Source organism: Pseudarthrobacter defluvii (assembly GCF_030816725.1).
In the GTDB taxonomy this organism is placed as follows: Bacteria; Actinomycetota; Actinomycetes; order Actinomycetales; family Micrococcaceae; genus Arthrobacter; species Arthrobacter defluvii_A.
On sequence record NZ_JAUSYG010000001.1, the window covers coordinates 560,258 to 573,725 of the forward strand.

The 13,468-nt window shown below is 66.5% G+C and carries 8 protein-coding genes and 1 pseudogene; 4 read left to right on the forward strand and 5 right to left on the reverse strand.

Annotated features, from left to right (window positions below; translation table 11 throughout):
• The first annotated feature begins 16 nt into the window (after nt 1-16).
• Entirely contained in the window at nt 17-1,468 is a 1,452-nt protein-coding gene (locus QF031_RS02525) for an aldehyde dehydrogenase (NADP(+)) (RefSeq protein ID WP_307423663.1), read from the forward strand.
• A gap of 149 nt (nt 1,469-1,617) precedes the next feature.
• On the opposite strand, the gene QF031_RS02530 is transcribed toward QF031_RS02525, so the two are convergent.
• The 4 genes and pseudogenes from QF031_RS02530 to QF031_RS02545 form a co-directional block, all read right to left on the reverse strand.
• Nucleotides 1,618-2,733 carry a M24 family metallopeptidase gene (locus QF031_RS02530; RefSeq protein ID WP_307423666.1) on the reverse strand — a complete coding sequence of 372 codons (1,116 nt, stop codon included), beginning with the start codon at nt 2,731-2,733 and terminating at the stop codon, nt 1,618-1,620.
• Nucleotides 2,730-4,779 (reverse strand): annotated as a pseudogene (locus QF031_RS02535) (DUF6807 family protein). The gene QF031_RS02530 and the pseudogene QF031_RS02535 overlap by 4 nt, the downstream one beginning before the upstream one ends.
• A 26-nt stretch (nt 4,780-4,805) precedes the next feature.
• Nucleotides 4,806-5,927 (reverse strand): acetylxylan esterase, encoded by a 1,122-nt coding sequence (locus tag QF031_RS02540; RefSeq protein WP_307423670.1) that lies wholly within the window; start codon nt 5,925-5,927, stop codon nt 4,806-4,808.
• A 53-nt stretch (nt 5,928-5,980) separates the two neighbouring features.
• A complete protein-coding gene (locus QF031_RS02545; RefSeq protein ID WP_307423673.1) occupies nt 5,981-7,276 on the reverse strand; it encodes an ABC transporter substrate-binding protein in 1,296 nt (431 codons plus the stop codon).
• Nucleotides 7,277-7,568: 292 nt separating this feature from the next.
• Between QF031_RS02545 and QF031_RS02550 the strand changes: the two genes are divergently transcribed.
• From QF031_RS02550 to QF031_RS02560, 3 genes are all read left to right on the forward strand, one after another.
• A complete protein-coding gene (locus tag QF031_RS02550; protein ID WP_307423675.1) occupies nt 7,569-8,513 on the forward strand; it encodes a carbohydrate ABC transporter permease in 945 nt (314 codons plus the stop codon).
• A complete protein-coding gene (locus QF031_RS02555) occupies nt 8,503-9,447 on the forward strand; it encodes a carbohydrate ABC transporter permease (protein ID WP_307423678.1) in 945 nt (314 codons plus the stop codon). Before QF031_RS02550 ends, QF031_RS02555 begins: the two co-directional genes overlap by 11 nt.
• 245 nt (nt 9,448-9,692) lie before the next feature.
• Nucleotides 9,693-11,066: an ABC transporter substrate-binding protein gene (locus QF031_RS02560; RefSeq protein WP_307423681.1), complete on the forward strand. Its 1,374-nt coding sequence runs from the start codon at nt 9,693-9,695 to the stop codon at nt 11,064-11,066.
• A 293-nt stretch (nt 11,067-11,359) separates the two neighbouring features.
• Here QF031_RS02560 and QF031_RS02565 read toward each other — a convergent pair whose 3' ends face one another.
• On the reverse strand, nt 11,360-13,375 hold the full coding sequence (locus tag QF031_RS02565; RefSeq protein ID WP_307423684.1) for a beta-galactosidase: 2,016 nt from the start codon (nt 13,373-13,375) through the stop codon (nt 11,360-11,362).
• Nucleotides 13,376-13,468 lie beyond the last annotated feature (93 nt).

Here is a 13,468-nt window from a genome sequence, read left to right on the forward strand (position 1 = left end):
TGAACAGGTTCCTGACGTGACAACTGCAACGCTTTCCCTGACCGAGCTCACTGCTGCCGCCACCGCCGCCGCAAAAATATCCGCGGCTGCCTCCGACGCCGATCGGGCGGGATGGCTGAACGCGGTGGCGGACGCCCTGGATGCCAACGCCGCCGAACTGGTGGACATCGCGGATGCCGAAACCAGCCTGGGGGCGCCGCGCCTGACGGGCGAGGTGGCCCGCACCACCGGCCAGCTGCGCCTGTTCGCCCGCGTGATCACCGAAGGCTCCTACCTGGAAGCCATCATCGACCACGCAGACCCGGCGGCCACCCCGCCCAGGCCGGACCTCCGCCGGATCCTCAGGCCCATCGGCCCGGTGGCAGTCTTCTCCGCCTCCAACTTTCCGTTCGCCTTCTCGGTGGCCGGCGGTGACACGGCTTCGGCCCTGGCCGTGGGCTGCTCGGTGATCGTCAAGGCCCACTCCGGCCACGTGCGGCTCTCCGAACGGACGGCGGAAATCATGGCGGAGGCTCTCCGTGCCGCGGGCGCGCCGGAAGGCCTGTTCGCCCTGGTCCAGGGCCGCGAGGTGGGCACCGCCCTGGTCCAGGACCCCGCCGTCAAGGCTGTGGGCTTTACCGGCTCCATCCCCGGCGGCCGTGCGCTGTTCGACCTTGCCACCTCCCGTCCCGACCCCATCCCCTTCTACGGGGAACTTGGCAGCCTCAATCCCGTGGTCATCACCGCGGCAGCACTCAAGGCCCGGTCCGCGGAGCTCGCTTCCGGGCTGGCCGGTTCCTACACCCTTGGCGCCGGGCAGTTCTGCACCAAGCCGGGCCTGGTGTTCATCCCGGCCGGGACGGGCTTCGCAGCAGAGGTGGCCCAGGCCAGCAAGGACAAGCCGGCCCTGGGCATGCTGACCAGCCGCATCGCCGAGGCCTACCCGGATGGACTGCGCAGCTTCGCTTCGGTAGACGGCGTGGACGTTGTCAGCGGCAGCGTGGACCAGGACGCCGTGGCCAACGGCGCTGCCCCCGTGGTCTTCTCCACCAGCGCTGCAAAGGTCCTGGAGCGGCCGGAGCAGCTGCTCGAGGAATGCTTCGGGCCCACCACCATCCTGATCGAGTACGCGGACCAGGACGAACTGGCTGCCGTCCTGGCCAAGGTCCCGGGCAGCCTCACGGCCACGCTCCACAGCGAACAGGGCGAGGACATCGGGGCCCTGGTGGAGCAGCTCTCCGGACTCGCCGGACGTGTCCTGTTCGAAGGCTGGCCCACGGGCGTGGCGGTGAACTGGGCACAGCAGCACGGCGGCCCGTACCCGGCCACCACCTCGCTGTTCACCTCGGTGGGCGCGACGGCGGTGCGCAGGTTCCAGCGTCCCGTGGCTTACCAGGACGCCCCGGAAGCCGTGCTGCACCCGGCCCTGCGGGAGGACAACCCGCTGGGCATCCCGCGCCGGGTGGACGGAGAGCTGCGGCTTCCCTGAAACGCCCGCTCACTTGTAGCCGGTTTTAACCTGAACGCCCGCTCACTTGCGGCCGCATCCGCGGCACGGGTGAGCGGGCGTTTCGGGTTTAAGCCCCAAATGTGAGCGGGCGTTTGGGGTTTAAGCCCCAAATGTGAGCGGGCGTCCGGCTACAGCTGCAGCGTCACCGGCCGTTCCAGCCCGTTGACGGTGGTGGCCGGCCAGCGCGGGTCCACCGTGAGGACTTGAAGCCCCGACTCCGTGAGCTGGACAGTGTCCTCAATCTTGACGCCGGGGCCTGACGGGTTCCACGTGAAGGCCTGGTCCAGCACCACAGTGTCGGTCGCCGCAGACGTGACCCTGGGATCGCGCCCGGCATAACCTGCCGGACCGCCCTGGTGGTGCTGCTCCCACTGGTCCTTCCCGAAGCCGTGCCGGGCGTAGGCGGCCTGGATCTCGGCGAAGATCCGGTCCAGCCGGGCACCGGGAACCGTGGCGTCGAAGATGTCGGCCTCCACTGCTGCAATGCGTGCCTCGGCGCCGCGCTCTTCCGCGGTGCCGGCGTCGAACCTGACCCAGCGGGTGATGTTGGCAACCAGGCCGTCGCGGCGGGCGCACACCACAGCCATGGCGCGGCGGCCCAGCGGGGAGTGGGTAGCCAAGGGGTGCCGGAATTCGCTGCGGGAGCTGCCGTTGGACAGCAGCACCAGCGGCTCCGCCCCGGCGGCCACCACGCGGGCGGCCAGCGCCGAAACGAGCTCGAACTCCGTGGTGTCTGGGCGTGCGGCGGAAAGGATATCCGTCATCATGCCGGCCAGCTCGGCGCTGAGCCGGGAGTACCGTGCACTCTCCGCCGGGAGGAGCTGCTGGCGGGCTGCCCTCAGCTCAGCGGCGACGTCGCTTTCCGCCAGCGGGGGCAGGGAGCCGGTGCCGACGGCGGCGGCGGCCTGGTGCAGGTTCCCGTACCAGGGCACGGTGTGCAGGTTGACCTGCGCCGGAAGTTCCTCGGCAGCGATTCGGCCGGCCTCGTTGTTGAACGTCACCAGGTGGTCGCCGTCGCGGTCAACCAGCAGCGCCGCGATGGGGTCGCCGGCCAGGCTGATGTGCACCCGGCTGCCGTCCAGGTACCAGGTCAGGGCAGTGTTGGAGGTCAGGAGCAGCGAATCCCGCCCGGCCGCGTCCAGGATGTCCAGGACCCGGCGGCGCTTGATGGCCCGGTCCGTCCTCGATCCCGGTGCCAGCCGTGCCTCCTGCGGCGGAACTGCTGCGGTGGTTGTTTGCGTCATGACGGGTCCCCCTGGTTTATCAATGTTTCGATGTCGGCGGTGGCCAGGATTCCGTCGGCCACGAAAACGGTAATGCGGCGCCGCGCCGGGTTCCCCGGCTCGACGATGACGGGCCGGTCCCAGGCCAGCGACTGGCCTACACCGGGGTAGCCCTCCACCCGGACGAACCACGGGTCCGTGGAGCCTTTCGGGGCAACGAACACCAAGGTGGCGGGCCCGCCGTCGAACGTTCCTGACCAGGCGAGCCAGCGCGCCACGCTGCCGTGGGTCTCCGACTCCCCGGCGCCGTCGGGCGTCCAGACCGCCGCGTTGCCACACCCGGGCAGGCGCCAGAAGAAGCCGCCGTAGCCGCCCTCAAAGCGGCCGTTGGAGCCCGGGCTGCCCAGGCTGACCGGTTTGTCCCCGGCGGGGGCCAGCGAGAAGTCAAGGGACAGCCGCCAGATGGAAGGCGAGACGCCGGACCACGTCCAGGTGCGTTCCTCCAGGAGGGCGGGGGAGCCGTCGGGGCCGTTCCAGTGCAGGGTCTCCTGGAGCCTGCCCTCCTGGCCGCCGCCGGCGTCGGTCTGTTCCACCGTTGTGCCTGTGCCGGCAATGCTCCCGTGGTCCGGGCGCCAGACGTACTGCCCGGCCTCGCGGGTGTAGGTGCGGCCGCCCCAGAAATTGATGCCGTCCACGTCCTGCAGCGCCACCCCAACACCGAGGTGCCATACGTGGTCCAGCGGCATGTGGTCCGTGACCACGGTGCCGCCGAGGGTCCGGACGGGGTGCAGGTAGGGGCGCGGCGAGGAGACTGCCCGGATATGCCTGCCGTCCTGGTAGTCCGCCACCGGGCGGCCGTCCACCGCCAGTGTGCGGACCGGCGGCAGGGCCCGGGCCCAGGGGACGCCAAGTTCGGCGAAGGTCGCCTGGGCTTTGATGGCCCGGCCCATCAGGTCGCTGATGCCATGCACCACGGGGTGGGCGTCGTCGCCCGTGCCCTCCCAGCTGATGAACTTCGAATCGACCGGAGCCGGGTCGGGGGGCGGTGCGAATGGCTTCCAGGACTGAGGTGAAAGCACCGGTGTCCTGCAGCGCGCAGAGCAGCGGGGCTCCTGTTGCGCGGGCCTCCAACAGGTTCTCCAGCAGGTCCGTGCGGCCGTGCGTTTCCCGGCGCTCGCCGTCGGGGGTGCTGATGACCACCTCGTCGCGGGTGTAAAAGAGGGTGATGTCGCCCAAGGTTCCGTGCAGCGTAACAGTGGGATCCAGCTGTTCAGGTGCGCACAGCGTGAGGGCGCACAGCAGGATATGTCCGCCTTCGGTGCGGACCCGGATCACTGACGTATCGTCGCTTTCCGTGTCGTTGGCCCGGTACAGGTCGGTCTCAACGGAGGCAACGTCGGCGAGGGTGTGGGCGCCCGCCAGGGCCAGGCCCGTGGCAACAGCGTGGGCCAGCGCATTGGTGGCCACGCCGTCCACCACGTCGGTGCCCTCCAGGGCGCGCTTCCCTGCCCAGCGTGAACGCTTGAAGTAGGCCTTGGTCCGCAGCCACTGGCCCGTGGCGCTGATGCCCAGGACGGTGCCGATCTCCCCGGCAGCCACCAGGTCTTTGATCGCCGGCAGGGCATGGGACCCCAGGCTCTGGAAGCCCACCTGGACCAGGCGGCCCTTTTCCTGCGCGGCGGCAAGGACCTGCTCAAACTGGGCCAGGGACGCCACAGGCGGTTTCTCCACGTAGACGTCCATCCCGGCTTCCAGCGCTGCGACCGCCAGCGGGGCATGGGTCTGGATGGGCGTGGCAAGGATGACGACGTCGACGCCCGGCTGTGCGGCCAACAGGGCGTCAAGATCGGGGAACACGGCGACCGAATCGGGCAGGGCGCCGGCCTGCGGCGGGACGGGGTCGGCCACGGCCACCAGTTCCAGGGCGCCGGCCGCCTCCAGCCGGGCCAGGTTGGCGAGGTGCCGCTCGCCGAAACCGTGCACGCCCACCAGCCCGATCCGGGGGATGGCTGTGGATGTGGGCTGCAACGGGGTGGATTCCGCGGCGGGGGAATGCTGTGTGATCACGTGGGTCCTTGAAGGTTTGAAAAGGGTCAGCAGGCCAGCGTCTTGGCCAGGAACTCGAGGGCCTCATCCTGCATGGCTGCCGTGAAAACGTGCCCGCCGGGCCAGAAACTGCCGGTGTACCGGTCCGTCCCGCCGTGCAGGGATTCCAGTATCCGGTGCGCCTGCCGCATCCCGTCCTCCGGAAAGAGTTCGTCCGCCAGGGCGTACTGCACCAGGAACCGGGCCGCGGCCGCTCTGCCGGTGAGTTCCGGCCAGTCGCCCAGCTTCCAGAGGCCAGGGGTCTGCAGGAGCCACGAGTGCGCGTCCAGGTAGGCCGGAAAGAGGGACTCAAAGGTGGTCATCATGCAGGTGACCACAGCGGCACGGATGCGGGGGCTGAGGGCGGCGAGGGCCAGCGAACGGCCGCCGCCGCCGGAGAAACCAATGCACCCCAGGTTGTCCTGGTCCACCCCCGGCAGGGCGGCCAGGATGTCCAGGGCTGCGAGGTCGTCGTGCGCCACCATGCCGGCCAGGCTGGTGCCCAGTAGCCCGGCTGCCTTGGCGACGGTGTCTTCGTGGAAGCCGGCAGCGGCGTTGTATTCCTCCGCTTCGGTGGGCACGACGCCGTCCTCCCGCCACTGCGCCTGCCTCCCCGCTGCTGCCGCGGCAGTGCGCCACGGGGGATTTGAGAGGTCGAACCTGCGGCTGCCCCACGCGAAGGTGTCATGGGCCAGGACCGCAAAGCCGCGGCGTGCGATGTCCGTGGCGAGGGCCCGTCCGTCGTAGTGGCCGGCGCGGGCAGACACGGCGGAGGGGTGGCTGTCGGGCAATTCCAGCAGCCGGTCGGCACCGCCGAACTTGTTCCCGCCGTGGCAGTGCAGGGCCAGGACGCCGGGCAGGGGTCCGGAACTTCCGGCCGGCCTGACCAGCCAGCCCGTAGTGCGCGGCCCGAAGCCCAACTGCCAGCTGAGCTGGGAGGTGGTGGCGCCGTAGTACGTTTCCTCCCAGTGCACCGTAACCTTGGGGAGCCGCTGCGCGTCCGGGACGCCCAGGGCATCCGACAGCTCCTGCGCCGCCGCGCTGGAGGCTTGGCGGCGCGGATGCTCCCGGACGTAGGCAGGCCAGTCCTCGTAGCCCGCGATGGCGCTGGGCCGTGCTGTTGGCGTCATAGGGCTGGCCTCCTTTTTGTGGCGTGGTTGCTGCAGGGGACGGGCTGGGACCGTCAGGCGAGGTTTTGGTTGACCTCGGAGATCAAGCCCTTGGCAGCGTCACGCGGAGAGATCTTTCCGAAGAGTACATCGGTGTTGTAACGGTTCAAAACCTCCATCGTGGCGGACGAACCCGGCGGGAACGGCTTGGGCGCCTGGATCTTCATATCGGCGATGCGGTCAAGGTACGCCGCCTCCTTCTGCTGGGTTTCCTTCAGCAGGGGAGTGATGCCGGCCTTCAGTTCCGTGTTGGCGGGCATGCCCCGGTCGCTCTTGATCTTGGACGCTGCGTCCATGCTGTTGACCAGGTAGTTGATGAAGAGCGCTGCTTCCTTGGACTGCGCCGACTTGGATGAGATGGCGTACTCCATGGAGGAACGCAGCCAGGAACCGGGCCTGGGGCTTTCGCCCGGCAGCTTCACCATGACCAGCGGGGCACCGGAGTATGACGTCATCTGGTTGCTCCAGGAGATCTTCATGCCCTGTTTGCCCTGTCCCATCAGGGTCATTTCGGGCTGCGCGGAGCCGTCCTCCACGGTCTGGGAGGCCGAGGGGGCACCGCCGGTATCCGTCAGCTTCTTGTTGAGCTCGAACCAACGGGTCAGCGTGTCCTCGCTGATGCCCATCTTCTTTCCGTCGTCGGTATAGAGGGCCTCGCCATTCTGGCGGGCCCATACGGCAAGGAAGGAATCATTGGCCATGGGGGTGGTGCCGAAGGTTCCGGCCGGTGACTTTTGGGTGATCTCGGCCGCGATCCTGGCGTAGTCGTCCCAGGTCCACGTCTCGTCGTCCGGCAGCGCCACTCCGGCGGCCTGGAAGACTTTGGGGTCCAGCACCATGGACATCGAGTTGACGCCGGCGGTGATGGTGTACTGCTTGCCGTCGATCTTGCCCAGGTCCACGGTTCCGGGGGCGAACTTGGAGGTGTCAATCTGATCTTTGACCTTGTCCAGGTTCAGCAGCACACCGCGGCTGGCATACTCGCTGGGATAGGCGCCGCTCACGGCGATGACATCCGGCATGGTTCCACCGGCGATCTGGGTGGCCATCTTGTCCCAGTAGGAGCTGAATTCCGTGTTCTCGCCCTCGACCTTGATGGTGGGGTTTTCGGCTTCGAATGCCTTGATGACATCCATGGTTGTTTTCGCCCTTGAATCGTTGCCCCACCAGGCAAAGCGGATGGTGACCGGATCCTCAGCCGTACCCACTTTTCCTGCTTGCGGACTGCTGCCGCAACCGGTGAGAACCAGCGCGGCTGCAGCGAAGGCGCCAGTAACGCCCATGATGGATTTCTTGAGACCAAACTTCATTGTTGTGCCCCTCTGAGGGTCGGTAGAGCCTGGGCGATGCGGATAACAGAAAGCGTTTTCTCAAAAACTAACAAAGGGCTATACAGGAGTCAAGAAAGCGTTTACTTTGGTACGGAGCCGCAATTTCGACGGCACCGGCAGCGCCGGAACCAGCATCCCCGCAAGGGGTGCGGGGGACCGGAGCTGGGGCGCCATCTACCCCATCGCCCCGGCGATGGACCAACGTGGAGGCCACGATGACCAAAGGAGACCACATGGCCGCAAAACACATTCCCAGGACGGAGCAGCTGCCGTGAGCGCCATCAGTGAGCTGAGCTCCATCACCCGGCGGAAAGGCAAAGTCACGGCCGCCGAGAAAAAGGCCAACAGGCGGGACAACAAGGCCGCCTACATCTTCCTGCTGCCGTGGCTGGTGGGCCTGGTGGCCATCACCATCGGCCCCATGCTGATGTCCCTTTACCTGTCCTTCACGGACTACAACCTGCTCCAGCCGCCGGAGTGGACGGGGCTGGACAACTTCACGCGGATGCTCAGCGACGCCCGGCTTCATAATTCCCTGCGGGTGACGTTCACCTACGTCTTCGTAGGCGTCCCCCTGCAGCTCGCCGTGGCCCTACTGATCGCCCTCGTCCTGGACAAGGGTCTTCGCGGCCTTCCGTTCTACCGCTCGGTGTTCTACCTGCCCTCCCTGCTGGGCGGTTCGGTGGCCGTGGCCATCCTCTGGAAGCAGATCTTCGGCACCACCGGCCTGGTGAACCAGGTCCTGGCAATGTTCGGCATCCAGGGTCCGGGGTGGATCTCGGATCCGAGCACCGCGCTGGGATCGATCATCCTGCTGCACGTCTGGACTTTCGGCGCACCCATGATCATTTTCCTGGCAGGCCTGCGGCAGATCCCCAACATGTACTACGAGGCTGCCAAGGTTGACGGTGCCAGCACGCTCCAGCAGTTCTGGCGGATCACCTTGCCGATGCTGAGCCCCATCATTTTCTTCAACCTGGTGCTGCAGATCATCGGGTCCTTCCAGTCGTTCACCCAGGCGTTCATCGTCTCGGGCGGCAACGGCGGGCCCTCGGACTCCACCATGTTCTTCACGCTGTACCTCTACCAAAAGGGCTTCGGCCAGTTCGACATGGGCTACGCGTCAGCCATGGCGTGGGTGCTGCTGCTCATCATCGGTGTCTTCACCGCCATCAACTTCATCGCTTCTAAGTATTGGGTTTTCTATGACGACTAACCTGGAGACGCTGCCCGCCCCCGAGAGGAAGTCCACGGGCGCCGGCAAGCCTAACAACCGCAAGCCCAGGGTCCGCGAGTCCCGGGGAACCCTGGCCTTCAGCCGGGCGCAGCGAGGCAAATCGCTGATGAAGCACGGCATCCTCATCCTGGCCGGTGCCCTGATGATCTACCCGCTGCTGTGGATGGTGGTGTCCTCACTCCGTCCCAACGAACTGATCTTCCGTGAACCCGGCCTGTGGCTGAACAGCCTGGAGATGAGCAACTACACCTCGGGATGGTCGGCCCTGACGCACCCGTTCGGGCATTACATGCTGAACTCGGCCATCGTGGTGATCGGCTCGATCCTGGGAAACCTGGTGTCGTGCTCCATGGCCGCGTACGCCTTCGCCCGTCTCCAGTTCACCGGCAAGAGGCTGTTCTTCGGCATCATGCTGCTGACCATCATGCTGCCGTTCCACGTTGTCATCGTTCCGCAGTACATCCTGTTTTCGCAGATCGGCTGGGTGAACACCTTCTGGCCGCTGCTGGTGCCCAAGCTGCTGGCCACAGACGCGTTTTTCGTCTTCCTGATGGTGCAGTTCATCCGCGGCATTCCGCGCGAACTCGATGAGGCGGCCCGGATTGACGGCGCCGGCCATCCGCGGATCTTCCTGCGGGTCATCCTGCCGCTGATGGTGCCGGCGCTGGCCACCACCACCATCTTCACCTTCATCTGGACGTGGAACGACTTCTTCGGTGCCCTGATCTACCTCACGGACCCGGACATGTTCACCGTTCCGGTGGCACTGCGCGCGTTCGTGGATTCCCAGTCCGCCACCAGCTGGGGCTCACTGTTCGCCATGTCCATCGTGTCCCTGCTGCCGGTCTTCCTGGTGTTCCTCTTTGGCCAGCGGTTCCTCATCAAGGGCATCGCCACCACAGGCATCAAGTAACCAGCACTGCAAGTTCCGCACTGACGAACGGCCCGCCCTTGTGGCGGGCCGTTCTTGTGTTTGTGGATGCGTCATCTTCCAAAACAATGGCGTCAACTTCTTGTACTACAAGTCCGCTACTTGTAATGTTAGCTTTCAGAAAGCGCTTTCATGGGCTTTTCCGCCAGCTCCTGTTGCCGCCCCGGCGGCAAGTCCCCACCTGGAACAATCACCCGCACCTGGATCAAAGAAGATCGGAGTACACAGTGCCGCTTTTTCCCCGTCCTGCAGCTGCTGCACAGCAGCAAGCAGGGGCACCCACTTCAGGCGCAGCGCGCCGCATCCGTCAAGGCCGAACCCGTAAAGCCGGCGCCGTAGCTGCCGCAGTCGCCGCCGTCATGGCCCTCAGTGCCTGCGGCGGAGGTGCAGCCCCGCAGAACGCGGACGGCACCGTCGAACTCCGCTTCTCCTGGTGGGGCGGCGACAAGCGCGCCCAGCTCACACAGGAGGCCATCAAACAGTTCGAAGCCGAAAACCCCAAGATCAAGATCAAGCCGGAGTTCGGCGACTGGAGCGGTTACTGGGACAAGCTGGCTACCCAGGTGGCAGCCAATGATGCCCCGGACATCATCCAGATGGACGAAAAGTACATCACCGAGTACTCCAGCCGCGGTGCCCTTTTGGACCTTTCCAAGCACGACATCGACACCTCCAAGCTGGACGAGGCTGCGCTCAACGCAGGAAAGGGCGAGAAGGGCCTGACCGGCATCGCCGCGGGCATCAACGCCGCCACCATCCTGGCCAACCCCGCGGTCTTCCAGGCGGCCGGCGTTCCGCTTCCGGATGACACGAAATGGACCTGGGAGGACTTTGGCCGCATTGCCGCCGAGATCACCGCCAAGTCGCCCAAGGGAACTTACGGTGCGGCCGCCTACGGAACCGACGAGGCCTCGCTGGGTGTGTGGCTCCGGCAGAACGGCAAGTCCCTGTACACCTCCGAAGGCAAGCTGGGCTTTGAGCCCGGTGACATTGCCGAGTGGTGGGCGTTCCTGAAGAAACTCAGCCAGGACAAGGCAGTTCCTTCCGCCTCCGAGGTGGTGGAGGCCGAGGCAGCCCCGCTTGACCAGAGCGGGCTGGCGACGGGCAAGAACGGGATGGCGTTCTGGTGGTCGAACCAGGCCCCTGCCCTGGAGAAGGCCAGCGGCGGGGACCTGAAGATCCTGCGCTTCCCCACTAAGACCGGCTCGGCCGCTGACGCCGGGCTCTGGTACAAGGCTTCGCAGTTCTGGTCCGCTTCCTCGCGCACCAAGCACCCGCAGGAAACCGCCAAGTTCATCAACTTCCTCACCAACAACGTCAAAGCCGGCGAGGCCCTGCTGGCTGACCGCGGCGTCTACCCGAACTCCGATGTCCGCGCAGCGATCCAGCCGAAGCTGACCCCGGCCGACGTCAAGGTGGTCAACTTCATCGACCAGATCAAGGACGAACTCGGTGAGGCCCCCGCGCCGCCGCCGAAGGGCGCAGGCGCCATCCAGGAGATCATCAAGCGGTACACCTCCGAAGTTCTCTTCGAGCGGCTTTCCCCAGAGGATGCAGGCAAGAAGGCAACCGACGAGATGAAGTCCGCCATCAGCAGCTAGTCCCCACGCGCCAACACGGCTCCGGACAGTCTGGAGGGACGCCTCGACATGCCAGACGTCCGACGACGGGTGGCAGCCCTGCCCCGGAAAGGTAACCAACAGTTCCTTCCGGGGCAGGGCTGTTTAAGCCGGGCTTGGACGGGCTTCCCCTCCCAAACGGGGCACTTCGACACGGACTCGCCGGCCGCCGTCGTAATATTCGACAAATGAAGCACCCGAAGTGCCCCGCGACGGTCCGGAAGGCGCCGCAGCAAGGCCGGTAAGGCTGCCGCGGCGCCAATCACAGGTGAGCCCTAGCCCTCCGCAATCACGGCCACGCCGCCGGCCGGAACCGTGCCGCCGAAGGATTGGCCCGCCAGCAGATCCGTGCCGGTGGCGGAAACAGCGGCATCGGCACGCGTGTGGTTGATGGCGAACAGGAAGGCCTGCCCGTCGGCGGAACGCCGGCGCACCAACTCGACGCCGGGATCGGCTACGGCAGCAGGGGCAACCCGGGACTCCGCCAGCAGCTGGTCCAGTAAGCTCTCAATGCCGTCCCGGTCAGGGAACGTGGCCAGGTACCAGGCGGCCCCGGAACCCACGGCCCGGCGGGTAAGGGAAGGGACGCCCTCCAGCGGGTATTCGGTAAAGGTCTGCACCGCCTCCGCGCCGGCCAGGTGGACATACTCGCTCCACACCGAAGACACGCTCCCGTCGCTCAGCTTCAGCTGTGAACCGGCAAGCAGCGGATGGAACTCCTCCACGCGGACCCCCAGGAGCTCGCGGAATGCTCCCGGGTAGCCGCCCAGCCGCACATGGTCCTGCAGGTCCACGATCCCGCTGAAGTAGCTGACCAGGACGGTGGCGCCGGCTGTGGCCGCGGCGGCGATGTTGGCGGCGTCGTCATCGGACACGGCGTACAGCGTGCACACCAGCACCAGGTCATAGCCCTCGAGCGAAGCGGACGGGTGCACCATTTCCACCGAGATCCCGCGGAGGAACAGGGCGCGGTGGAAGGCGCGCAGCAGGTCCAGGTACTTCACATCGATGCTGGGTTTCGAGTCGATTTCGCTGGCCCACCACGCCTCATAGTCAAAGACGATGGCCGCGCGGGACTGGACCCGTGAACCGCGCACCGGCTCAAGCCGTTTCAGCGCGGCGCCGAGGTCCACCACCTCCCGCCACACGCGCGTGTCCCGGCCGCCGTGCGGCACCATCGCGGAATGGAATTTCTCGGAGCCCGCAAAGCTTTGGCGCCACTGGAAGAACATGACCGCGTCGGCACCGCGGGCCACGTGTGCCAGGGAATTGCGGAGCATCTCACCCGGCATCTTGGGCTGGTTGCGCGGCTGCCAGTTCACGGCCGACGTCGAATGTTCCATCAGGATCCACGGGTCGCCGCCCGCAATGCCGCGGGTGAGATCCGCGCTGAACGCGAGTTCCACGTGCCGTTCCGGGTCGGCGGCCACCAGGTAGTGGTCGTTGGCGATAACGTCCAGATCCTTGGCCCAGTCGAAGTAGTCCATGGACTTCGTGGCGCTGGAAGCCATCAGGTTGGTGGTGCAGGGAACGCCCGGCGCCACCTCGCGCAGGACGGCCACGAGGCTGCGGTAGTAGTCCATGAGCGCCCAGGAGTTGAACCGTTGGAAGTCCAGCTGCTGGCCGGGATTCAGGGTGGAGGGCGCGACGCCGGGCGGCAGGATCTCCTCGAACGAGGCGTAGTTCTGGCTCCAGAACGCGGTGCCCCACGATGCGTTGAGCGCCTCGATGCTCCCGTACCGGCGTTCCAGCCAGGCGCGGAAAGCGGCAGCATCTTCCTTTCCGTAGAACTCCGAGACATGGCAGCCCAGTTCGTTGTCCACGTGCCACAGCGCCAGTGCCGGGTGGTCCTTGTACCGCTCCGCCAGCGCACGCGTAATTCCTGCGGCGTAGCGCCGGTAAACGGCCGACGACGGCGTGTAGTGCCGCCGTGAGCCCGGCCCCAGCACGGTCCCGTCAGCGGTGACCGGCAGGATCTCCGGATGCTTGCGGACCAGCCAGGCCGGGGGAGCGGCGGTGGCGGTGGCCAGGGCCACCTTCACCCCGATCCCCGCGAGGTTGTCCATGACCTCATCCAGCCACCCGAAGTCGTACTGGCCCTCAGCCGGCTCGAGCAGTGCCCACGAGAAAATTCCCACGCTGAGGAAGTTCACTCCAGCTTCCTGCATGAGCTCCAGGTCCTCCAGCCGGACGCTGGCCGGCCACTGCTCAGGGTTGTAGTCACCCCCGAAGGCGATGCCCCCGACCTTGTTCCAAACGCTCCGCGGGACGGTGGTTTCCTGCTGTGTCATGCGACTCCTATGTCTGCTATGGGCCGGGACCTGGATCTGACATCAGACGTTTGGAAAACGCTTGCCCAAATTCCCGAATGCAGATATTGTATC